Source organism: Hymenobacter qilianensis (assembly GCF_014638675.1).
GTDB lineage: Bacteria > Bacteroidota > Bacteroidia > Cytophagales > Hymenobacteraceae > Hymenobacter > Hymenobacter qilianensis.
Genome location: NZ_BMFN01000004.1, coordinates 44,368 through 68,124 on the forward strand (window position 1 = coordinate 44,368; position 23,757 = coordinate 68,124).

At 55.1% G+C, this 23,757-nt stretch carries 19 protein-coding genes; 9 read left to right on the top strand and 10 right to left on the bottom strand.

Features of this window, described 5'->3' with window-relative positions; genetic code table 11:
* The first annotated feature begins 5 nt into the window (after nt 1–5).
* Both IEW06_RS18245 and IEW06_RS18250 read left to right on the top strand, forming a co-directional pair.
* The gene (locus IEW06_RS18245) at nt 6–3,506 is read left to right on the top strand and encodes a PAS domain S-box protein (RefSeq protein ID WP_187731442.1); all 3,501 of its coding nucleotides are present in this window, start codon (nt 6–8) and stop codon (nt 3,504–3,506) included.
* Nucleotides 3,507–3,617: 111 nt separating this feature from the next.
* Nucleotides 3,618–5,534, top strand: a complete 1,917-nt coding sequence (locus IEW06_RS18250; RefSeq protein WP_187731441.1) for an ABC-F family ATP-binding cassette domain-containing protein — start codon at nt 3,618–3,620, stop codon at nt 5,532–5,534.
* A gap of 59 nt (nt 5,535–5,593) precedes the next feature.
* Here IEW06_RS18250 and IEW06_RS18255 read toward each other — a convergent pair whose 3' ends face one another.
* Together IEW06_RS18255 and IEW06_RS18260 are read right to left on the bottom strand one after the other, a co-directional pair.
* Nucleotides 5,594–5,950, bottom strand: a complete 357-nt coding sequence (locus tag IEW06_RS18255; protein ID WP_187731440.1) for a DUF952 domain-containing protein — start codon at nt 5,948–5,950, stop codon at nt 5,594–5,596.
* Between the two features lie 120 nt (nt 5,951–6,070).
* Complete coding sequence (locus IEW06_RS18260; protein WP_133272204.1) at nt 6,071–6,469, bottom strand: hypothetical protein; 399 nt, start codon at nt 6,467–6,469, stop codon at nt 6,071–6,073.
* Nucleotides 6,470–6,651: 182 nt separating this feature from the next.
* On the opposite strand from IEW06_RS18260, the gene hppD reads away from it, so the two are divergent.
* From hppD to IEW06_RS18280, 4 genes are all read left to right on the top strand, one after another.
* Entirely contained in the window at nt 6,652–7,785 is a 1,134-nt protein-coding gene (gene hppD / locus IEW06_RS18265) for a 4-hydroxyphenylpyruvate dioxygenase (RefSeq protein WP_188548721.1), read from the top strand.
* A 209-nt stretch (nt 7,786–7,994) separates the two neighbouring features.
* A complete protein-coding gene (locus tag IEW06_RS18270) occupies nt 7,995–9,731 on the top strand; it encodes a phospho-sugar mutase (RefSeq protein ID WP_188548722.1) in 1,737 nt (578 codons plus the stop codon).
* 136 nt (nt 9,732–9,867) lie between these two features.
* A complete protein-coding gene (locus IEW06_RS18275) occupies nt 9,868–11,031 on the top strand; it encodes a porin family protein (protein WP_187731439.1) in 1,164 nt (387 codons plus the stop codon).
* A gap of 78 nt (nt 11,032–11,109) precedes the next feature.
* Nucleotides 11,110–11,616, top strand: coding sequence for a hypothetical protein (locus tag IEW06_RS18280; RefSeq protein ID WP_187731438.1), 507 nt, complete (start codon nt 11,110–11,112; stop codon nt 11,614–11,616).
* A 32-nt stretch (nt 11,617–11,648) separates the two neighbouring features.
* Here the strand turns inward: IEW06_RS18280 and IEW06_RS18285 are convergent, their stop codons facing one another.
* The 8 genes from IEW06_RS18285 to IEW06_RS18320 form a co-directional block, all read right to left on the bottom strand.
* Nucleotides 11,649–13,331 carry an ABC1 kinase family protein gene (locus tag IEW06_RS18285; protein WP_187731437.1) on the bottom strand — a complete coding sequence of 561 codons (1,683 nt, stop codon included), beginning with the start codon at nt 13,329–13,331 and terminating at the stop codon, nt 11,649–11,651.
* Between the two features lie 188 nt (nt 13,332–13,519).
* On the bottom strand, nt 13,520–14,026 hold the full coding sequence (locus IEW06_RS18290; RefSeq protein ID WP_187731436.1) for a phasin family protein: 507 nt from the start codon (nt 14,024–14,026) through the stop codon (nt 13,520–13,522).
* A 238-nt stretch (nt 14,027–14,264) separates the two neighbouring features.
* Complete coding sequence (locus IEW06_RS18295) at nt 14,265–15,257, bottom strand: alpha/beta hydrolase (RefSeq protein WP_187731435.1); 993 nt, start codon at nt 15,255–15,257, stop codon at nt 14,265–14,267.
* 42 nt (nt 15,258–15,299) lie between these two features.
* The gene (locus tag IEW06_RS18300) at nt 15,300–15,557 is read right to left on the bottom strand and encodes a hypothetical protein (RefSeq protein WP_187731434.1); all 258 of its coding nucleotides are present in this window, start codon (nt 15,555–15,557) and stop codon (nt 15,300–15,302) included.
* 27 nt (nt 15,558–15,584) lie between these two features.
* Nucleotides 15,585–16,751 carry a lysophospholipid acyltransferase family protein gene (locus tag IEW06_RS18305; protein WP_223284428.1) on the bottom strand — a complete coding sequence of 389 codons (1,167 nt, stop codon included), beginning with the start codon at nt 16,749–16,751 and terminating at the stop codon, nt 15,585–15,587.
* A gap of 90 nt (nt 16,752–16,841) precedes the next feature.
* Nucleotides 16,842–18,137, bottom strand: coding sequence for an aspartyl protease family protein (locus tag IEW06_RS18310; RefSeq protein WP_187731433.1), 1,296 nt, complete (start codon nt 18,135–18,137; stop codon nt 16,842–16,844).
* Nucleotides 18,138–18,206: 69 nt separating this feature from the next.
* Entirely contained in the window at nt 18,207–19,289 is a 1,083-nt protein-coding gene (locus IEW06_RS18315; RefSeq protein ID WP_187731432.1) for an o-succinylbenzoate synthase, read from the bottom strand.
* A 190-nt stretch (nt 19,290–19,479) separates the two neighbouring features.
* Entirely contained in the window at nt 19,480–19,755 is a 276-nt protein-coding gene (locus IEW06_RS18320) for a KGG domain-containing protein (RefSeq protein WP_187731431.1), read from the bottom strand.
* A gap of 391 nt (nt 19,756–20,146) precedes the next feature.
* Between IEW06_RS18320 and egtB the strand changes: the two genes are divergently transcribed.
* The 3 genes from egtB to IEW06_RS18335 all read left to right on the top strand — a co-directional run bounded on the left by egtB (nt 20,147) and on the right by IEW06_RS18335 (nt 23,680).
* Complete coding sequence (gene egtB / locus IEW06_RS18325) at nt 20,147–21,451, top strand: ergothioneine biosynthesis protein EgtB (protein ID WP_187731430.1); 1,305 nt, start codon at nt 20,147–20,149, stop codon at nt 21,449–21,451.
* 100 nt (nt 21,452–21,551) lie between these two features.
* Nucleotides 21,552–22,520 carry an L-histidine N(alpha)-methyltransferase gene (gene egtD / locus IEW06_RS18330; RefSeq protein WP_188548723.1) on the top strand — a complete coding sequence of 323 codons (969 nt, stop codon included), beginning with the start codon at nt 21,552–21,554 and terminating at the stop codon, nt 22,518–22,520.
* A gap of 5 nt (nt 22,521–22,525) precedes the next feature.
* Complete coding sequence (locus IEW06_RS18335) at nt 22,526–23,680, top strand: pyridoxal phosphate-dependent aminotransferase (RefSeq protein ID WP_188548724.1); 1,155 nt, start codon at nt 22,526–22,528, stop codon at nt 23,678–23,680.
* Nucleotides 23,681–23,757 lie beyond the last annotated feature (77 nt).

Here is a 23,757-nt window from a genome sequence, read left to right on the forward strand (position 1 = left end):
CGCGGGTGACTCCCAGCAAACTGCTTGAGGACACCACGCTGCCCATTGGCTTAACGGATCAGTTGAAACAGGCGCTACTACTGATTCAACAAGCTTTTGCGGCCGTGGCTATCATCGACGACCAAGGCCGTCTGGAATGGGTGAACGAGAGTTTTTCTACGCTTTTTGGTAACACGGCCAGCACGCTATCAGGGCAGATCCTATGGCAAATTTTGCCCCCCGAGCACGCTGATGTAGCGCCACATTTGCCCCCCACAACCAGCCTGAACGCTCAGACTTCTTTGCACTACGAAGGCCAAGCAATTGCCTCCGATGGTAGCACTCGTTGGTTGCGTGCCAAGTTGCAGGCCAGCGCGCCGACCACTCCGCACGAGCCTACTCGCTTTTTTGTACTGCTAGAAGATATCACCAAATGGAAAGCTGAACAGGTAGCAACCCAAGCTTACCAAACGCTACAGCGCCACTTATTAGAGCAGGTTCAGGGCGTACTTTTTCAGTGGCGAAATAATTACGACGGCGCCTCGCACCTCACCTACCTGAGTGACAATGTGAGGACAGTATTTGGGTTTGAACCAGCCAATTTAGCCCAACTAGAAGAAGTCATTCACCCCGACGACTTGGCAGCGTGGGTTAAGTTCTGGAAGCAGCCTCCCAGCGCCGAAGCAGCCTCGTTTGAGGGCCGTCTGGTGGTACCGGGCAAACCATTACGCTGGATTCAAGCTAATTATCAACCCACGACCACCGATTCCGAGGGTGTTCTGTACAGCGGAATTATACAGGATATTACCCCCCTGAAAGAGGCTGAAGAAGCGGTGCAGGATAGCGAACAGCGCTGGCACTTAGCTATAGAGCGGTTTGGCGACGGCGCGTGGGAGTTTAACTACCAAACGGGCGATGAGTACTTCTCCAACGCCTACCGCACGATGCTGGGTTACCCGAACGAGGACTTTCCGACGGGCTTTCATGCCTGGCAAAACCACGTTCATCCCGACGACCATGTGGCCAGTATGCAGGCCTCCGACGCTTACCTGCGCGGCGACCTGCCCATTTATTCCGTTGAGCGCCGGCTGCTGTGCAAGAATGGTGAGTACAAATGGGTGCTGACCCGCGGCCTTATAACCAAGCGTGACGCCAATGGTGCGCCGCTCATTATGACCGGCGTACACACGGATATTTCGGCTATCAAGCAAGCTAATCTGGCTATTGAAGCCTCTACTCGTCGTTTGTCGACTACCATTGCCAACTTTCAGGAAGGTATTTTGATAGAGGATGAACACCGCCGCGTGGTGCTGGTAAACGAGGCCTTCTGCCGGATGCTGAACACGCAGGTGTTGCCTGAGCAGTTGGTAGGCGTAGAAACGGCGGCGCTGCTGGCCGCGGGCGGGCTTCCCACAGAGCTGGGCTGGCTGGAGGGCTCCGATGGCCGCGTTCTGGAGCAGCAGGCCGTAATTGGCGAGTTGCTTCCGCGCCGCAATGGCAAAGTATTCCAGCGCGACTTTATCCCCATATTCAGCCACAACGCCTCGCTGGGCTATCTATGGAAGTTTCAGGACGTTACGGAGCAGAAAAACGCGGAGGATATTCTGAAGCGGCGCGAAGAGAAGTACCGGCGCATCATCGAGCGGATGAATCTGGGCCTTATCGAGACTGATTTAACGGAGCAGGTTCTGTATATCAACCAGGCTTTCAGTGATATGCTCGGGTTTTCCAGCGCCGAAATTCTGGAGCAGCAACTCTTGCATTCGCTGCTGGCGCAGGAGGCATCGGCGGCGGTGCAGGATGATCCGGATGCTTATGAGCGCATGGTGTTAAGCAAAGATGGCAGCCAGAAGTGGCTTATGGTAAGCCGTGCGCCAGTATACAATGATGACCGCCAGGCCATTGGCTCCATTCATATCACGCTGGATATCACCCATCAGAAAACGCTGGAGCATAAGCTGCGGAAAGCCAAGGAGCAAGCCGAGGACTCGTCGAAAGCCAAAGAGCTATTTCTGGCTAATATGAGCCACGAAATTCGGACGCCCATGAACGCCATTCTAGGCATGGCGCAGCTTCTTGCCAAAACCCCGCTCGCTCCAGATCAGGATGAGTACCTGCGCGCCATTACTATATCGGGCGAGAACCTGCTGGTCATCATCAACGATATTCTGGACCTTTCTAAAATTGAGGCAGGCCAGCTGCAAGTCGAAAATATCGGCTTCAGCGCCAGCCAGTTTATGGCTCAGATTGAGCAAACCCTGCACTACAAGGCGGAAGAGAAAGGCTTGTTCTTTGAAACGAAAGTGTCATCGGAACTGCCGCCGGTGCTGCTCGGCGACCCTTACCGCATCACCCAGATTCTGCTGAACCTGGCCGGCAACGCCATTAAATTTACGGAGAAAGGCCGCGTCACGATTTCATGTGATTTGATTCGACAGTTTGATGACGCCGTGGAAATCAGGTTTGCAGTAGCCGATACGGGTATTGGCATCGACCCAACCTACCTGCGTCATATCTTTAAAGAGTTTAGCCAGGAAGACCCCTCTGTAACCCGCAAATTTGGCGGCACCGGCCTCGGGCTCAGCATCAGTAAAAGTCTGGTGAACCTGATGGGGGGCGAATTGCAGATTGAAAGCGAGAAATACCAAGGCACAGTCAGCTCGTTTTCTCTGGTGTTGCAGATAGGCAGCGAAAGTGATTTGCCACGCAAGGAATCCGTCGACCAAGGCCTACGCGAAAAGCTGCGCGGGAAGCAGGTGCTGCTAGTGGAGGACAACAAGTTTAACCGGCAGATTGCAAAGGCCTTACTTAACAACTCTCATATTCAGGTAGTTGAGGTGGAGAACGGCGCGCTGGCAGTAGAGTTATTGCAGACCCGGCGCTTCGACCTGATTTTGATGGATATGCAAATGCCCGTCATGAATGGACTGGAAGCTACTGCTATACTGCGTGAGCAGCTGGACTTAAGAACCCCAATTATTGCGCTAACGGCGAATGCCATCAAAGGCGAGCGGGAAAAATGCTTGGCGGCTGGCATGGATGACTACCTGGCGAAGCCGTTTCGGGAAGATGAGCTGCTAAAACTGATTGGCGACTGGGTGCTGGGGCCCGCTGACGCTGACCTGGCTGCGCTGCCCATAGCTCCTGCCCCGTTCGTCAGTTCCAGCTCGTCTCTTTATAAGCTTGACCTGCTGCACCAAGTAGGCCAGGGCGACGACGATTTCGTGGTCCTTATGCTCGATAGCTTTATGGAGAGCTGTGAGGAAGCAGTGCGCGACTTTGCGCAGGCGTTGCAAACCCACGATGTGAAGCTGCTGAAAGCCGCTACTCATAAGCTTAAGCCCAGCCTCGATCACCTACATGTGCAGCAGGCACGTCACCTGGTAGAGCAGCTGGATTCATGGGAAGGCGACTTCAATCTGCAGGCCTTGAAACCCCGCATTGAGGCCGTGAATAGTCTGCTACGACAGATAATTGAGCAGATGCGCCTCGATGTGAAAGCGTTAGCCGAGAAAAAAGCCCCCTAGCGGCTTATTCGGCAGTATAAAGCGTATCGTTTATGCCCTGCTGGCCAGATTACTCTTCCGGGAATCGACTCTTCTGCTTCCTTGCTGGAATGCCTTGCCTACCTTTGTGGCATGAATCTGTTATCAGCTGAGAATATCTCAAAAAATTACGCCGACCGCTGGCTGTTCCGCGACCTTTCTTTTGGCCTGAGCCAGGGCCAGCGGGTGGCTTTGGTGGGCATCAACGGGTCGGGCAAAACGACTTTGCTTCGCATTCTGGCTGGTTTGGAGCCCGGCGACACAGGCTCGGTGAGCGTGCGCAAGGATATCCGGGTGGCTTTTTTGGGTCAGCAGCCCATTTTTGATGAGGCCCTGACCGTAGAAGAAACCATTTTTGCCAGCCAAAACGACACGCTGGCCGCCATCCGCGACTACGAGCACGTGGTGAATGACGCCAACCACAAATCCGACGACTTGCAGCGCGTGATGGAGCGCATGGACGCGCTCAATGCCTGGGACTACGAGTCGCAGGTAAAGCAGATCCTGGGGCGGCTGGGCATTCTGGGTGACTTGCTGGAGCGGCCCGTTAGTAAGCTTTCAGGGGGTCAGCGCAAGCGCGTAGCGCTGGCGCGGGTGCTGATTGAGGAGCCGGAAGTGCTTATTCTCGACGAGCCTACCAACCATCTGGACCTCGATACCATTGAGTGGCTCGAAAACCGGCTGGCGTCGCCTAATTTGACCTTATTGATGGTGACCCACGACCGCTACTTTCTAGATAAAGTGGCCAACGAAATTGTGGAGCTCGACCAGGGCCGCGTGCACCGGTATCAGGGCAATTATTCCTACTTCGTAGAGAAAAAGGCCGAGCGCGAGCAGATTGAAGTAGCCGAAGTAGAAAAGGCCCGCAACCTGCTGCGCAAGGAGCTAGACTGGATGCGGCGGCAGCCGCAAGCCCGCGGCACCAAGCAAAAGGCGCGCATCGATGCCTTCTACGAAACCCAGGAAAAGGCCAAAACCAAGATCAGCGGGCCGCAGTTGGAGCTGTCGGTGAAAACCACGCGGCAGGGGGGCAAAATCATTGAGGTGGAGCACCTGCACAAGCAATTTGGCGACAAAGTGGTACTCGATGACTTCAGCTACGTGTTCAAGAAAAAGGACCGGATTGGCCTGATCGGGCCGAACGGTGCCGGCAAGTCGACGCTGCTGAATATGCTCACCGGCCGTCAGGAGCCCGATAGCGGCACCATCGACAAGGGCCAGACCACCGTTTTTGGCTATTACACCCAAACGGAGCTGGAGTTTGACCCTACCCAACGCGTCATTGATATTGTGAAGGAAGTGGCCGAAGTGGTGGAAATGGCCAACGGCGAAGTGGTGACGGCCTCGCAGTTTTTGCAGCACTTCCAGTTTCCGCCGGCCCAGCAATACACGCTGGTCAGCAAGCTCTCGGGGGGCGAAAAGCGCCGATTGCAGCTGCTGCGCGTGCTGATCAAGAACCCGAACTTCCTAATTCTGGACGAGCCAACAAACGATCTGGACATCATCACGCTCAATATTCTGGAAGATTTCCTGCTGAATTTCGGCGGCTGTCTGCTCATCGTGTCCCACGACCGCTACTTTATGGATGCGCTGGTGGAGCACGTGTTTGTGCTGGAGCCTGGGGGGCAAATTCGCCACTTCCCCGGCAACTACACTGATTACCGCGAGTGGCAGAAGGAAAATAACGCCGAAGAATACGCGAAAGAGCAAGCCAAAACGGCCAAAGCTGCCGCTGGCGTGGCGCCCTCAGCCGCACCAGTAAAAGCGGTTGCGGCTGCCCCCGCTGAAGCTCCGAAGCGGAAAGCCACGTTTGCTGAGAAAAAGGAGTACGAAACCCTAGAAAAGGAAATCGAGAAGCTCGAAGAAACTAAGCAGCAGCTCATCGAAAAGCTCAACGCTGGCACCGGCTCCCATAAAGATATGGCCGATTGGGCCGCCGAGCTCAAGCGCACCGACGCGGCCCTTGACAGCAAAGGCGAGCGGTGGCTGGAGCTGGCCGACTTGATCTAGCAGCGCCAGCATGTTACATAAAAAAGCCCCCTAGATATCTGGGGGGCTTTTTTCTTGGATCAAACTTCATCTTCCAGCTCCGGCGGCAACGTGTGCTGGCCATCGGAACCAGTTTGGAAAGGCAACGCCCGCACAATGGCCGCCAACGGAACCGGCGCGAAAATGTGAGGAAAATAATCGTTGCGAGCTTCGGCGTACTCGCGCTTCACGGGCACGGCTGCCACCCACAGTTCCGATTCATCTAGTTCCAGGAGCAGAATATCGGAGCGGCCGGCGTAGTAGCCGTTGGCGGTGGCTTCTACCTGGTACAGCTCGGAGGCGTGAATAAAGCCTTCCGCCGATAAGTCGGCGCTGGCGAAGAAGCCGGTTTGCTGGGCTGCTTGCCAGTCGGCAAGCTCCGCGATTCGGTAAATCATGCTGCTATTCTATTCAGAAAAACAAAGACTGAAAAGCCTGTCATGCTTCGCTACCGCTCTGCATGACAGGCTTTTCAGTCCCTACTGCAAGTTGTCCTGACATACGTCAGCACCATAAGCTTACGCCTGCCACACTTCCTTGCGCACCTTTTTGCCTACCGACAAAATCAGGCGCGTGGGATTGGGCACGAGCACCAGGCGAGCTTCTTTGCCCGGAAATTCATCCGAATCGACCCAGACGCCTTCCTTATGCGAAGGCTCGTAGCCAGTGTCGCCGCCTACATCGTTGGGTAGGTAGGCGGTGGGCAGCAGCACGTCGGTATCGGGGCAAAGCTGCTGGTGAACTTTTTCCAGTACTTCTTCCAGATAAGCGCCGTACTCCTCGTTGAAGTCGTCTTCCAGATCGTGCAGTTCCTCCTCGATGTCGTCGTAGCTGTCGTGGTTGTAAGGCAGCTTGTGCAGTTCCTGCTTCTTCTCGATCAGGGCGACCAGGGCTTTATTTAATTCCTCTTTATTCATAGCTACTCAGGCATAAGTGTAGTACAAAGGTGCGTAGGATTCGGCAATTCTGTTTCGGGTCCGACACCGCAGAATTTTGCCCCCCAGCCTACCGGACTGGCGTGCTTGCCCGAACGATTTAGGCTAAACTCTTATTTTTACCAAACTAACATTTTTCTCACCCGATTTCCACCCCATCCGCTATGCAGACGATGACCTCGCCGGCCGTGCAGGCCCACCCCGCCCACGACTTCCTTCCCCTGAACGGTACCGATTACGTCGAGTTTTATGTCGGCAACGCCAAACAGTCGGCCTACTATTACCAGGCTGCCTTCGGCTATGAGCTGGTAGCCTATGCCGGCCCCGAAACCGGCCTGCGCGACCGGGCCAGCTACGTGTTGCAGCAAGGCAAAATCCGGTTGGTACTCACCACTTCCCTCCTTCCCGACTCCGACATTTCGGAGCATGTGCGCAAGCACGGCGACGGCGTAAAAGTGATGGCGCTGTGGGTGGATGATGCCCGCAAATCCTTCGAAGAAACCACTAAGCGCGGCGCCAGGGCCGCTTTCGAGCCCTATACCATCAGCGACGCAGATGGGGAAGTAACGCTGTCCGGCATTTATACTTATGGCGAAACCATTCACACGTTTGTGGAGCGCCGCAACTACCGGGGGGCATTTATGCCGGGCTTCGTGGCCAAAACCAGCTTGGTGCCCCAACAAACTCCTGTGGGCCTCCTGCACGTGGACCACTGCGTAGGCAATGTGGGCTGGGGCGAGATGAACCAGTGGGTGAAGTTTTACGAGGACGTGATGGGCTTCAAGCTCCTGCTCACCTTCGACGACGAGGACATTTCCACCGAGTATTCGGCCCTGATGAGCAAGGTGGTGAGCAACGGCAATGGCTACGTAAAATTTCCCATCAACGAGCCGGCCGAGGGCAAGAAAAAGTCGCAGATTGAAGAGTACCTCGACTTCTATCATTCGCCCGGCGTGCAGCACATTGCCATTGCCACCAAAGATATTCGCCACACCGTCACGGAGCTGCGCCGCCGCGGCGTAGAGTTCCTGACCGTGCCGGCCGTATACTACGACGACCTGCTGGAGCGCATCGGCAGCATCGATGAGGATTTGCAGACGCTGAAGGATCTGAACATTCTGGTGGACCGCGACGAGGAAGGCTATCTGCTCCAAATCTTCACCAAGCCCGTGGAAGACCGCCCCACGGTATTCTATGAAATCATTCAGCGCAAAGGCGCCAAGAGCTTCGGCAAAGGCAATTTCAAGGCCCTGTTCGAATCCATTGAGCGCGAGCAGGCACTGCGCGGCAACTTGTAAAATCTGTAGCAAGGCGCTCAAGAAAGACTGTCATGCAGAGGCGAAGCCGAAGCATCTCGCGTGTTTGGTGAGAATACTAACCTCACTTCCACACGCGAGATGCTTCGGCTTCGCCTCTGCATGACGTTCTTTTGCTAGGCTGCTTTCAGTAAACCTCTTTTCTTTACACTCGTTCTTCAGCCAAACCGCATCTAATCTCTTTTCTCCCAATGGCCATAACCTCCGACGTTCAGCAGAAAATAAACACCTGGCTCAAAGGCAACTACGACGCCCAAACCCAAGCCGACATCCAACAGCTGCTAGACAGCAATCAGGAAGAAGCCCTGAATGACGCCTTCTACCGCGATCTGGAGTTCGGGACCGGCGGCCTGCGCGGCGTGATGGGTACGGGCTCCAACCGTATGAACCGCTACACCCTGGGCATGGCTACCCAAGGCCTGTGCAATTACCTGCTGGACTCATTTCCGAGTCAGGAAATAAAGGTGGCCGTGGCCCACGACTCGCGCAACAACAGCTCCGAGTTTGCGCGTATTGCTGCCGGTATTTTTTCCGCCAATGGCATCACGGTTTATCTGTTTGAAGCCTTGCGCCCCACGCCGGAGCTGTCGTTTACCATCCGTCATTTGGGTTGCCAGAGCGGCGTGGTTATCACAGCTTCGCACAACCCCAAGGAGTACAACGGCTACAAAGTATACTGGAACGACGGCGCCCAGGTAGTAGCCCCCCACGACACGAATATTATCCACGAAGTAAATCAGATTCAGAGCGTGGATGCGGTTAAGTTCAAGGCCGTTGAGTCGCGTATCCACCTGATTGGGGGGCAAATTGACGATGCATATCTGAGCGAAGTCCAAAAGCTCAGCATCAACCCCGAAGCCATTAAGCGTCAGCACGACCTGAAAATCGTGTACACGCCTATCCACGGCACCGGCATTACGTTGGTGCCAAAAGCGCTGGAGCGCTTCGGCTTTACCAATGTCAGCATTGTAGAGGCGCAAGCCACCCCCGACGGCAACTTCCCAACCGTGCAGTCGCCCAACCCCGAGGAAAAAGTAGCCATGCAAATGGCCCTCGACCAGGCCCGCGAGCTTGATGCCGACCTTGTTATTGCCACTGACCCCGACGCGGACCGTGTAGGCATCGGCGTAAAAAACACGAAAGGCGAATGGGTTCTGGTAAACGGCAACCAAACCGCCGCTCTGCTAACGTATTATCTGCTGTCGGCGCGCCAGAAAGCGGGCAAAATGACGGAGCAGGATTTCATTGTGTATACCATCGTAACCAGCGAAGTGCTGGGTGATATTGCCGAGGCCCACGGCGTGAAGTCGTACCAGACGCTGACCGGCTTCAAGTATATCGCCGGCCTCATCCGTAACCTGGAAGGCAAGGAAACCTATATCGGCGGCGGCGAGGAAAGCTACGGCTACATGATTGGCGACTTTGTGCGCGATAAAGACGCCGTGTCGGCCTGCGCGATGCTGGCCGAAATGGCCGCCGTAGCCAAAGACAACGGCCGTACCCTGTATGAGGAAATGGTGCAGATGTACGCCACCTACGGCCTCTACCGCGAAGACCTCATTTCTCTCACTAAAAAAGGCCAGCGCGGCGCCGAAGAGATTCAGGAAATGATGCGCGACCTGCGCGCTCAGCCGCCTCACACTATTGCCGGCTCGCCGGTAGTAGAAATCCGCGACTATCATACGGGCATCGTCCGCAACCTGCGCAACGGGCAGGAAACACGCACTGGTTTAGAGGCATCCAACGTGCTTCAGTTTATAACCGAAGATGGCAGCAAAATATCCGCCCGCCCCTCCGGCACCGAGCCAAAAATCAAGTTCTATTTCAGCGTAAAACAGCCGCTCGATTCAGTAGATAAATTCGAGCAGGGCTACGAAGCGCTGGGGGGCAAAATAGCCAGCATAATTGAGGATATGCAGTTGAAGTAAATCACTGAAATAGTGTAGATAGCAAGTAGCCCGGTAAGCGTTTTTGCCGGGCTACTTGCTATTTAAATACATTTATTTATTGCGTGCATTCTTTTAAAACATACGCTTCGTCCAATACAAGCACCCTTTCCTGTTAATGAAAAAACTTTTACTATTTGCTATTTCTTGCTTGATTTTCAAGGGTGTAAATGCTCAAAGCAATGGACCTTATTATGTAGTAACGGCTAAAGGCGACACGTTACGTGGACGTGTACAGCTTGTTGGAAAACAAAACAACAAAGTGCGTCTCTACCGCCCAGGCATAGAGCCAATTGAGTTTGGCGCCGAAGAAATCAGCAGCTACGGCAGCAATACCGGGCCCGTCAGAGTTAGTAAAAAAATTGGTTTAGGTGGCCCCTCTCAATTTCTGGTTCCACTCGTAGTAGGCTATGCTAGCTTGTACACTGCTGAGAATGAGAAGCAAGAAAAGCTGTACTATTTGCAAGTAGCCGACTCCGCCCATGTAAAGGTGGTTGAACGGGCTACGCATCAGCTTACGTTAGCCCAAACGCTACCTGGATGCCCATCGCTCAACTTTGGCTCCGATGAAATTCAAAGCCGTTATCCCTATACTACTCAGGGAATGATTCAGCTCATCATGGCTTACAACCAGTGTAGTCACCCAACACAACCTAGCACTGTAGTTAAGCATGCGTTAGGTTGGCAAGCTTCCTTCGGCGTGAAGGCAGGTATTAACAGTTCAAGGTTTGACTTGGATGGAATATCCTACGCTGGTTTTGGTGAGCGGAAAGACGCAACTGGTTATCAGGTAGGTGCTAGTGTCAATTTCTCTACCCTAACGCATTTCTCGCTACAACTGGAAGCTAATTATGTACAGTTGCGGGGCTCCTATGGCCCCTATGAACTTTATTACTATAACCTCGGGAATCCGGAGAATATCCACACGATTCGCATCAATTATTCTCAAATTCAAATCCCTTTATTAGTACGTTACGAGTTTGGGCAAGGTGTGTGGCGGCCTTACTTGAACGCAGGCCCAAATGTGGCAATCAAAATCAGTGACTCCTCGGCAGACACATTTGCCCCTACTACTAGCCCGCAGAGTGACCCCATCGAAGTAAGTAAACGCGCCTTTGGTGTAGCAGCCGGAGGTGGAATTATGATTCACCGGCCTTCTTCACCTATTCTTAGCCTTGAGATGCGCTATAATAGAATGAATCATGGAGTCGCACATACAGGCTACGCTGTGCATTTAAGACGACAGCATTCTATTCATCTGGTTTTAGGTATTGCTTTCTAAAAGTTGTACGAAGTAGAAAAGGCCAAGCTTTAAATAGCTTGGCCTTTTCTACATTTATTATCTATTTCCACGAAACCTATGACTGAAAACTCTACCGTTATTATTAAGCCATCTAGACCTTCTAATGCTGTATTCATATTAGGTCAAGCCAGTGTATGGCAAGCGTTACTACTGGCAATAGGAGGATTGTATGTCATTTATCACGGCTATATGTTTCAGGGCTTTATCGCAATTATCATTGCGATACTAACCGGTACTACACGTAAAGGAATTGAGGTAGAAACAGACGCCCAGCGTTATCGTTTTTTTACCCTAATACTAGGATTTAGAATTGGTGAGTGGGAAATATTGCCGAATGTTCAACGCGTAATCATGAAGTATTATTCCGACTTAGTGACGCACGGTAAACCTGGCCGTATGCGGACTGACGCGGACCAACGCTACATCATTATGTTTTCCATTCCTAATTCTACAGAAGGAGTAATCATCCATAAATCGTATGGCCGCCAGTCTGCTTTAGATCTGACTTATGCTCTCGCCGATTTTCTTGGTGTAGAAGCAAAGGTTTATGACAAAGTAGTTTGAGCATTTGCTTTACAAAGCAAATGCTTAATGATCTAGTCTCGCGGCTTCCGCAGCCCCATTATCACCAGCACCAATAATAGAAAGCCCGTTACGCCCAGCCCGAACCACGTCAGCATGGGAATGCCGCGGTGATAGGCCATTTCGGCTGAATATCTGCCCATCAAGCTCAGACCTGAGAACAGCAGAAAAGCCACGGCCAGCAGGGCAATAATTGTGCGGCTCACCAACTGATCGGCTTTGCGCAGCAGCGACTGATAACCGCCCAATTCTACTTTCACCCGCAAATCACCGCGGGAAATTTTGCGCATAATCTGCCGCACATCCGTGGGCAATGTGCTCAGCAAAGACAGGAGCTGCACGCCCGTATATTGGGCTTCGCTCATCAGGTTTTCGGGCGAGTATTGCTCGGCAATGATGCGGGCGCCGTAGGGACGCACAAACTCAAATGTGTTGAATGACGGGTGCAGCACCTTGCCGATACCTTCCAGAATTACCAGCGCCCGCAGAATCAGGAAAACGGCCCCCGGCACCTGCAATTTGTAATCGTAGATGATAACTTGCAGGCGGTCGGCGAGGTCCGACATGCTCATCTCCTTCACGTCGAGTACCGTAAAGTCCTCAATCAGCTCGTTGAGGTCGGCTTCGAAGCGGCGCATATCCGGAATTTCGGCGTGGAGCGCGAGGCGGCGGAAATTGAGCGCCATGCTGCGTGCGTCCTGCCGCGCCATCCCGATAAACACGCCGGCAAACGCGTATTTCTGCTGCTTGGTGAGCTTGCCTACCATGCCGAAGTCGATGAGCACGATGGTGCCGTCGGGCCGCACCAGTACGTTGCCGGGATGCGGGTCGGCGTGAAAAACGCCAAACTCAAAAATCTGAGTCAGGTAGATATCCATGCCCGTTTCGGCCACTTTAGCCGGGTCGAGGCCCCATTCCAGCAGCTGCGGCTTGTTGGATATTTTGCAGCCGCTCACAAACTCAATAACCAGAATTTTGCTGGTAGAGAACTCGCGGTAAGGCTTCGGCACATAAAACGTCTCGTAGTCTTCGTAGAGCTTGCGAAACTGGTCCATGCTCCGGGCCTCTGAGGTGTAGTCCAGTTCCTTGGTCATGCTGCGCTCGAAGGCGTCTACAATATCTTGCGGATTGCTCAGGCCCTGCTTGCGCAGAAAGCCGGCCGTGAGGCGCACCAGCTCGCGCAGCAAGCTCAGGTCGGTGCGGACTTTCTCCTGCACGCCGGGCCGCTGCACTTTCACCACCACTTCCTCGCCCGTGAGCAGGCGCGCCCTGTGTACCTGCCCGATGCTGGCCGAACCCAGCGTCGTATCATCAAACTCGCTGAAGACTTCCGAGATGGGCCTTCCCAATTCTTCCTCGATCAGGCGGCGAGCCGTGACCACTGGGAAGGGCGGCACGTCACTTTGCAGCTTTTCAAACTCGTCGATCAGGGCCTCGGGAAGCAAATCGGGGCGGTTGCTCAGGGCTTGGGCCAGTTTGATAAACGTGGGACCTAGTTCTTCAATAATCAAGCGAATGCGTTGCCAGCGGTTGGTGTCAAACACCGTTTTCTCCGCGTGCTGCCACGATACCCGGCGTCCCTGCGGCACTAAGCGGCGCAGCGCCGTACTGGTTACTACATCCTCAAACCCGTAGCGCACCAGCACCTCCATTACCTGCCGGATGCGGCCCAGATTAGAAATCGTGTTTTTGAACATGCCCGAAAAAAGAAGCCCGTGAAAAGGTAGCTTGGCCAGCCTCGACAGGAAAGGTAAGCAAAATGCCCCCCAGCAAAGCAAAAATCAAAACTGCACTGCTGCTATTGCAACACGTAGTGTTTGCCTACGAAAAAGCCAGCGCCCGCAGAAGCGGCGCTGGCTTTTCACGCGTTGCGCTAACAGCAGAATTACGAAGCGCTGGGGGCGGCGCTGCTGCCACTGTCAGCAGCCTTTGGCGCATCTTTTTTAGCGGCTGGCTTGGCGGCACCTGCTTTTGCAGCGGCCGATTTCTGGGCGGTGCCAGCGGCGCCGCTCACTTTGTCGGCGGCCTTCTTGGTAGCACCAGCGGCTTTGGCCGTAGTGCTGGAGGCAGGCTTCGCGCTGCTTTTGCTGCCGGAAGCAGAGCTGGTTGCCGCTTTAGTGCCACGCACACTGCGCTTTAGCTCCTCTACGTCGGCGTTGGAGGCTACACCCACACCTTTCATGAGGCGGTTGGCGATGCCCGTGATCTGGGCTTCCAACTCCTTACGCTTGGTGTCGGTGTTCTTTTTCAGATCGTCCATGATTTTCTGCCCCTCCTTCTCCGACAACTTGCTTTCCTTCACCAACTTATCGATGGTGGTTTGGACACGGTCGTTGGTCAGCGATACAAAGCCAACGCCTGCATTGATGAATTTTTTAAACAGATCTTCCATGTTGTTGGGTTAGTTAAAAGGAGGTGAAATGAAACGAAAAACGGCGTTGCGGTTTCGCTCGCCGGGAAAAATAGTATGCAAGCCGACTACTTTCGACAAACCTACGAAAACATAGCTATATAGTTGGTGCTGAGGCAGAAATTTTTCAAGCTCCTTATCACAGCCATGCTATACTATCAGGTTTGGGGGGCTTTTTCACCTATTTAAAGTGCCCGGGGGGCTTTTTTTCGTCTCCATTTTATGCGGCCCTTTTGCGGGGGCGCGCCGCACTTGCAATGACTATCGGGCTAGTGGGCCTGAGAGTGGGCAAGTGCAACACAACCGGCTGAGTTGCCCAGATGCTATCTACGAATATGGCTACACCGTCCAGGGCTTCGCGGGCTTCGGGCAACAATCGCCAGAACAGGTGCCACCAGTGCACTAAGCCTGTAAATGACTGTAAAGTAACCTCTACGCCCGCTGTGCGGGCTTTATCGGTGAAGCACAATACGCTTTCGCACAGCACTTCCGAATCTGATATTTGAATGAGCAGCGGCGGCAACCCGTGCACCGCGGCGCGGGCCGGCGACACTAACGGGTGAGAAAGAGGCGTTTCGCCGGCGTAGTGAGGGCCCCAGCCGCGCATTTCAAGCGCCTCCAGCAGCTGGGTTTCCTCGCGTGCCACCCGGCGCAGCAGGGCATCGGGCATATCGAGGTCGGTCCAGGGAGAGAGGCCGACGGCAGCAGCCGGCAAGGGCTGGCCTTCTTCGCGCAGGGCAATAAGCAAGGCCAGCGCCAAGCCGCCGCCGGCCGAGTCGCCGGCCAAAATGATGTTGTGGGGGGCAAATCCTTGCTTCAGCAGCCAGTGGTAGGCCAGCAGGGCATCGTCGAGGGCGCCGGGGAAAGGATAGTCGGGCGCTTTGCGATAGTTGATGGCTAAGGCATTGGTATTGCAGCGTTTGGCTAGCGTGCCCACCAGGCTCCGGTGGGTATTCAGGGAGCCCAGCACGTAGCCGCCACCATGCAGGTACAGCATCACCCGGTGCGGATTGGCACCAACAGGGCGGGCCCACTCGGCACTCATGCCTTCAATCGTTGTCTTTTCGAGGTGAACACCCCACGGCATAAACTGAAACAACGAGCTCATTTCCATGGCTAGGCGCATGGCTCCAAGGCCGGGCCGCCGCCGGGCAAGGGGCCCGGTTGCCGCCGTCAGGATTTGTTTGAGCAGTAAATGCTGGGTGGAGGGCATTTTTCTTAATTAGTAATTAAGAACTAGTAATGAAGAATTTCTTTATGTGTTTACGCCAAATTTCTTTTCAATCTCTCTCGTTTTAACAAACATCTTATAGATATAATCACACGCATCATTCTCAGAATCAAAACTTTTCTCATCGTTTCTTCCCCCTCGTTCATCTAAATAAAATACTTCCCATTTATAGTAGTTACGAACTAATACTACAGTATCCGGTGTCAGCTCGCCAAACAATGAATAACTTTTGGATTTGACTCCTAATAAATCAAGCTGTCTTTTTAATTCACTTGTACTCATGACTCGCCAATTATTAATTGCTAATTCTTAATTAATAATTGATTTCCCAATCCGATGACCTTTGTAGCCCCGGATAGCAATGGGTATCCATCCTAATACGGGAATGAAGAAAGTGAGGGTGAAGGGGTTGCGCCAGATCATGCGCAGCCAGGAGCCGGGCTTGGTGAGGCGAAGATCTACACCCTCAGGACCTCGCTCGGCATACTGGCGCTCAAACTCCCGGAAGAGCTCGGGCCAGGCGAAGGGCAGAAAGAAGGGGAAGTAGCTCCAATTGGCCTTTATCCTTTGCCAAAGCTCGCCCCAGCGGTACGGCTGCTGCCCGTGGGCACGCACGGCGGCATCCAGCTCGGTCTGCATTTGTTGGCGCACCTGCTCCGACAGCGCCAAGTAATCTTCGCGGGTCAGCTCGCTGGGGGGCTTTTCGGTGAGCTCGTAGGGCTTGATGCGCGTGCCCAGCACAAAGGTGAGCTTGGCCGGGTAAGCCAGATAAAAAAACCAGGGCTGAAGCAGCACCATGATAATAATGGGCCCCACGGGAATAAAGGGAATACCAATCTTCTTGGTCCATTTATTCAGCCAGTCCCAGCTGTAGGCGTAGGGGTTCAGGTATTCCCCATTCACGGTATAATAGGGCATAATATCGGTGCGGTGCTCGATGCCGAGCCGGATAATGCTGGTAGCGAGGCGCTGCAGCTGATACTTGCGGTTGAAGCCTTTGCCAATGCCCGGCACGCCCTCGGGGTAGAGCATCAGGTTGTGGTCGTTGCAGTACATCATCGTCTCAAAATTGAGCGTGGTAGCATCAACACAGCCGCATTTCTTCCAGAAGTTCGGTATCAGATACGGGTTCATTAGCACCGACTGGGAGAGCATAGGCGCTGAAAGGGGCCGCGGTAAGTGGTACATACCAGGCAGGATGCGCAGCAAGTGCGACAGGGCCACCATCGCATCCCAGGGAAACGCCATGCCCGAATGGTTGCTGGCAAAAAGCAGCGGGCGCTCCGGGTTATTGCGCTGCGGATAGTTTTCGAAACCCACCAGCTTGGAGCGAAACCACACCCGGTCGAGTAGCTGCAAAAGGTGCTTATCTACCGCTCGCACGTAATCCTCGTCGAAGTAATCGGAGTAGATATGCTGATTAGCCAGGATGGCAGGCGACGGTAGCGGCAGCGCGGGCGAAGGGGCCGTTGGCATCAGGCGAAAAGCAAAGTAGGTGGGCTTCTAATGTAGTGGTTTTACGGGCAATTTGTAAGCAAGGTCAACCGCCGCCGATTGCTCAGATGGCTAAATCTGACGCCTCAGACGCACACTGGTTGTAATCAACTCACCATTGGCGCGGCGCACGATGAACAGGAGCTGGCGGCCATCGTCGGAGTGCAGAATCCGGCTGATCTGAGTGAGCGAAAGGCCCGCGACGGGTATCAGATTGATGGCGATAATCTCGTCGGTGGGCTGCAGACCGGCTTCGGCGGCCGGCGAGCCTTCTTCTACTTTGAGAATAATATATTTATGATAGTCGGAGCCGGTAGCCAGCAAATCCAGGCCGCTCATGTCGTGCTCGAAAGGGTCGCGGTAGAGACTATTGGGGCGCAGCCAGAGCTGATTACGTGAGTAATCAATGATAATATCAAAACGCTTGAGCAGCTCCAAGCCGATGTTGCCATTGCGAAATACCTCTGCCCGGTGGCTTACATCGGCAGCATCGGGGAAAGAGGTAACCAAGGATTTGACCTTGTATTTACCTAGCTGCAAAGAGGTTACTCGTCCCAAATACCCATTGATCAGGCCATTGAGCCCCCGGCCCAGCTGCGACCGCACCCGCCGGGGCGGCAGGGTAAGGCGCGGGTCGGAGGCAGTTTCGAGCGACAACGCGTGGCCCGCGCCGGTGTCGAGCACGAGCTTGAGCGGCAATTTCAGCGAATCGTGCACCACGGCCTCGGTACGCAAGTAGGCTTTGCTGCCTTCCAGATCGATGCCCATCGTAGTCCAGCGACGCCCCTTAGGTGCCCGAAACGACGCAGGATTAATGAGGATTACCCGGGACTCGGCGGGGTGAATGCGCACCACAAAGCTGCGGAAGACATCGTAGCCCAGAATGCCGTGAATGGGCATACCCACGTAGCCCGACAGGTTGAGCACGTCGCTGGAAAGAATCAGGAACGTGAGTGCCGGCGCTACCACCTTTCCATCGGCTAAGGTTACGTGCACACTATCGGTCTGGAAGGCTTCCAGGGCCTGATCCTCGCCGGCCCCGGCTACGCGAAAGCGCTGCCCCAGCCGTAGCCCCAACTTCGTGCGCAGCGTCGGGTCGGTGAGAATGGACGTACTCACGCCGGTATCCAGCAGAAAGTTGAAAGGCCCCTGCCCGTTGAGGGAAGCGCTGATAATAATCAGGTTGCGCTGCATTTCTACGGGCACCGTGAGGCTGCGCGTGCGGTCGCTCTTGAAAGCGAACAATGCTGCTGTGGACTTAGCCGGCTGGCCAGTGGCTGTTAAGCTTAGCAGCAACCCCAAAAAAGCCCCCCAGCCCCGTAGGGTTCTACCTAAAAGCAGCAGGGTAACGAGCCAAGAGGCAATCATGTAGGGAGGGTGGTGGGTTGGGTAAGTTACTGAAAAAACCGCCTTACCACCAGTTCTCAACAACCTATGTTAGCACGGAATTTCCCACTCCCCTGCCGGGTCATAATGCAGGTGGCCGGATGCTATTCGGAGCGGTGCCGCCACGTTGTTATGATAAAGCTGGCCCGTGCCCAGCCCTTGGGGAAAATCGGGGCGAACGTACTCGCCCGCTAGCTGGCTAACGGCATTCAGCCCCACATTCGACTCCAGGGCCGAGGTCAGCCACCAGTCGGCATTATGGGCCTCTGCCGTGCGCAGCCACTGCCGCGTAGCATGCAGCCCGCCCACCAGCGTAGGCTTGATGATAATGTAGGCGGGCTGAATCTGGGCAAGCAGCGCGTGTTGCTGCTCGGGCCGCGTTACGCCAATCAATTCTTCATCCAACGCAATAGGAACCGGCGACTGCCGACACAGGTCCGCCATAAGCGCCGGCTGTCCGGCGGCAATGGGCTGCTCAATGGAATGCAAATCGAAGCGGGCCAGCTGCTCCAGCTTGCTCAGGGCTTCGTGGGGGGCAAATGCACCGTTGGCGTCCACGCGCAGCGTCAGCTGCTCGGGGCCAGCCACGGCCCTGATTTCGGCCAGCAGCTGTAATTCAGTGGCAAAATCAATTCCCCCGATCTTCATCTTCAAACAGGAATAGCCATCGGCCAGCTTTTTCTGAATCTGGGTTTGCATGAAGGCCGCTTCGCCCATCCAGACCAGCCCGTTGATGGGAATTCCGGCCTCGCCCCTGCTGAAGGCATTGTCGAAAAGCTGGCGCCGGCCGCCGTGCTGCCAGTCCAGCAGAGCCGTTTCGAGGGCGAACCGCAGCGCGGGCCAGGTTGGCTCTACCAGCTCATCGACCAGCTCGTTGGTAGCGCTGGGGGGCAAATCGGGGAGCTGGCAGCGGTTGAAAGCGGCGCATAACGCGGCTACGCGCGGCTCGAAAGCTAACCCAAAATCGGGGCTGAGACCAGCTAGCGGCGCTGCATCCCCTATACCCAGATGCTCCGGCTGCGCCGAATCGCGCAATAGCAGGTAATAGGCTACATGCTCCGTAAGCGCACCGCGCGAGGTACGGGCCGGAAAGTTGAAGCGCAAGGCGCGCTGGCAATAGGTGAGATGGAGCATTAAAAAACAGGAAACGATGTTTCTTAAAACATCATGCTTCGTATCCTCAGCATGACAGACACGTTGGAACATATTCAACCATCGGACAAGTAACTAACAAAAAAACCAGCCTTCGCGCTAAGCGCGGAGGCTGGTTTTTAAAGTCGGCGGCACCACTACGGGAGCAGTGCCGTCGTTACATCAATGGAAACTATCGGGTAGCACCGCCCTGGTTGCTCCGTCCGCGGCTCGCCTGACCCCCCTTACGGCCGGCGGCGCGGGCTTCCTCTGATGTAAACCGGTGGCCGCGGCCGCTTTCGTGCGAGGCTTTACCGCCTTCGCTGGCGATGCGGCGCTGTTCGGCAGGGTCCATGGCAGCGAAGCCGCGCAGGCTTTTGCCTGAAGAAGTTGTCTGCTTAGCCGCACCAGTGCGGCCAGAAGATTGGGCTGCGGCAGAGTCGCGCTTGTTTTGCTGGTTCGTTATCATAGCGTTGAGAGTTAGGGAGAGTTAAGTGTGTTATTTAAATCGCGTGCAAAGGAGTGCAAAAGGGAGGCGGAACCGCTTATAAGTTGAACGGGATACCGACAGTAAGGATAGCGATTTCGGAAGCAAAAAACGCCTTTACAGCTCAAAATACCGCTTTGTACCGACGTGCGCTCCGTAGTCGAGCTTGCTATAAACGCGATAAGTACCCGCTACTACTGTCGTGCTACGTACTAGCCGCGAAGCATCATTTACATAGTCTTTTTCGAGCGTTTTAATCCGGTATTTTCCGAAGTATTAGAGCCGATGAATTGGGCTCTAAGCCACCAGAGGCAAAACCCGTCGTCGTTTTTTCAGTTAAGGTTAATAAGTAGTTAACCCCACTCCCTTGTCTATGTCTTCCTCCGTATTTGTCCCCCAGATCGTCGCCGAGCCCGCGCTGGCGCAACTGCCTGTCCGCTACCACGCCGTGCGGCAGCAAACCGAGGAACTATGCCGGCCCTTGCTGCCGGAAGATACCGTGGTGCAGCCCATGCTCGATGTGAGCCCGCCGAAGTGGCACCTGGCGCATACCACCTGGTTTTTTGAAACCTTCCTGCTACGCGAATATCTCACTGACTATCAAGTCTTTCATCCTGATTACGCTTACCTGTTCAACTCCTACTACAACTCGCTGGGCAGCCGCGTAAACCGCGCCGACCGGGGCACGATCTCCCGCCCTGCCCTCGCCGATGTGTACGCCTACCGCGCCCACGTAGATGAGCACATGGCGCGCTTGCTTACCACGCTCGCTGCCAACGATTTGCCCCCCAGCTTCGCCGAAATCTTTGAGCTGGGCCTTCAGCATGAGCAGCAGCACCAGGAACTGCTCGTTACGGACATCAAGTACATTCTGAGCACCAGCCCGTTGGCTCCGGCGTATAAGTCGGCGCCAAAAGCAGCGCCCACGCCCGAGCCCACCCCGGCTACCTGGCTGCCGGTTGCGGGAGGCGTTTACCGGATTGGGTTTGAGGACGAAGGCTTTTGCTTTGATAATGAAAAAGCCCCCCACGACACCTATGTGGCTGATTTCTCGCTGCAAAACCGCTTGGTGACCAACGGCGAGTACCGCCAGTTTATGGAGGCCGGTGGCTACCACGATTTTCGCTACTGGCTGGGCGAAGGCTGGGACTTAGCACAGCAAGCTGGCTGGGAAGCACCGCTGTACTGGGTGCAGAAAGAGGGCGTGTGGCACCGCTTTACGCACCACGGCCTGCAACCCATCGATTGGGCCGCCCCCGTCACGCATATCAGCTTTTACGAGGCCGATGCCTATGCTCACTGGACTGGCTATCGTTTGGCCACTGAGCAGGAATGGGAAATAGCCGCCCGTCAGTTTCAGCCGCAGATTGAGGCCGGCAACTTCCTGGAAAGCAACCTACTCGACCCTCAACCACTTCCCGCCGATGCTGACCCCGAGCAGTGCCATCAGCTGTTAGGCGACGTGTGGGAATGGACGTATTCGGCTTATCACCCGTACCCCGGCTACGAGCGCGCCGCCGGCGCTTTAGGCGAGTATAATGGCAAGTTTATGCTGAATCAGCTGGTGCTACGCGGCGGCTCCTGCGCCACTTCCGCAAGCCATATCCGACTCACATACCGCAATTTCTTTCACGCGGATAAGCGCTGGCAGTTCACGGGTATCCGCCTGGCACGCTGAGTTTTGACTACCATTCCTGGTCAAAGTCTCTAAGCTTATTATAGCTGCGGAGTCAAGCCGAAAATACTACTGATATATCTGTCGTCTGTAACTGCTCTTTATGCCCCACCTTGCCACTGCCACCACCGAACTTGCCCGTCATGTAGCGGCTGGTTTGCAGAAAACACCTAAAACGCTTTCCTCTAAGTACTTCTACGACGATGCGGGCAGTGAGCTGTTTCAGCAGATTATGGCGCTGCCAGAGTACTACCCAACCCGCACGGAGTTTGGCTTGCTGACTACCCATCGGGCCGCCATAGCCGCTGCCCTGCGTCCGACTTCTGACGAGCCGTTTTACCTCATAGAACTAGGCGCCGGTGATGGGCTCAAAACCAAGATATTACTGCGTGAGTTACTGACACTGGGGGCCAATTTTAGCTACGTACCCGTTGATATTTCGTCGGGCGCTTTGGATGGGCTGGCAGCTAGTCTGCGTACCGAGCTGCCCACACTGCGGGTAGAGCCGGTAGCCGCCGAATACACGGCGGCACTGACGTTGATGGCCGCCCGGCCGGGTCGCAAGGCGGTGCTGTTTCTGGGGTCGAATATTGGCAACTTTTCCCCTTCCGACCGCCGCGAGTTTCTGCGCGCCCTCACCCAGCCTCTTTCCCCCGACGACCGCCTGCTCATCGGCTTCGATCTGCAAAAAGCCCCCCGCCTGATCCGTGCCGCCTACGACGATGCGCAGGGCGTAACAGCGGCCTTCAACCTCAACCTGCTTACCCGCCTAAATAGGGAGCTGGGGGGCAATTTTGACTTGGCTTATTGGCATCACTACACCGATTATGATCCGATTGCGGGGGTCGTGCGGTCGTTTTTGGTCAGCACCTGCGCCCAGCAGGTGCATCTGGAAGCGCTGGCTCAAACCATTGATTTCGCGGCCTGGGAGATTATTCATACCGAAAATTCATACAAATTTACCCGGCCCCTCATCAGTCAGCTAGCGACGGAAGCGGGGCTGGAAGTGCAGAATTTTTTCACCGATGAGCAGGCCTATTTCGCTGATGTAGTCTTGGCTCCGCAAGCATAAAACCCGTGGCCGCTTTGCTCCCCGATTCCTTACAGACCGCACCGCCCGCTGCGGCGAATTTCCCGGCAGTTATCAATCTGGCTTCGGGCTACGGCAATTTTGCTACGCCAGCAGTAGCCGCGGAGCGGGCCATAGCCGCTATCCAGGCTGACCGCCTGCTGCAGGGGCCGGTGGAAGGCTTGCTGGCGCTGCGAGAGGCAATAGGAGTCAATTTTCATCGCCAAAATGCCCCCCAGGTCACGCCCGTCCATATTATGATCACGCCTGGAGTGAAGGCGGCGCTGTTTGCATTGTTGAAAACCATTCTGCGCCCCGGCGACGAGGTGTTAGTACCCACCCCCAATTGGTTTGGATTTGGTGAGTTAATCACGCAAGCGGGCGGTATCATTCGCCCACTCCCGCTTGCCCCGTCCGATGGCTACGCCTTGCCACCCGAGGCATTGGAGGCCGCCATTACGCCCCGCACTCGGGTGTTTCTCTTCTCGAATCCGAACAACCCAACGGGCCGAATCTACCAGCATGATGAGATAGAGGCGCTGTTAACCGTCACGCGCCGCCACCCAGGTTTGTTTGTTCTTTCCGATGAGATCTACAACCTCATCAATTTCAGTTCGGCTCCGGTGCCTTGCCTGCTGGCGTTTCCCGACCCACACGGGCAGCACCTGGTCGTGAATGGTTTCTCCAAATCGTTGGCGCTGATTGGTTGGGGCGTGGGTTATCTGGTAGCGCCGCCAGCCGTAGTTCAGGCCGCTGCTGGGGGGCAATTTGCCACCGGCGCGGCCGTACCGGTGCCAAACCAGCACGCGGCACTGGCGGCTACGGAGCATAGCGCGGCCATTGCGAAGGAGCTGCTGGTGCAATTAGCTCCCACCCGTGCTTTGCTGCTGGAGGCCTTGTCGGCGCTGTCTGGCGTCCGCTTCGTGGAGCCGGAAGGCACGTATTACGTTTTTGCTGATTTACGGCATTTTTTGCCCCCCACTCAATTACCGGCAGAAGCTTCGGCTGCATTGGTGGCCAAGCTCCGGACCGGCGGGGTGGATGTAGTGGATGGCGCCACCTGCGACGCTCCGGGCTTTGTGCGCATCTCCTACGCCCTACCGGAGCCAGAATTGCGGGAGGCACTGCGGCGTTTGCAAGTGGTGCTCCTGGAGCAGAAATAGCAGGTAAGCCAGCAGTAAGATACCTGTTTACTAGTATCTGACTGATTCATAGCCCGAATTAGAGGCGTACCTTTGCG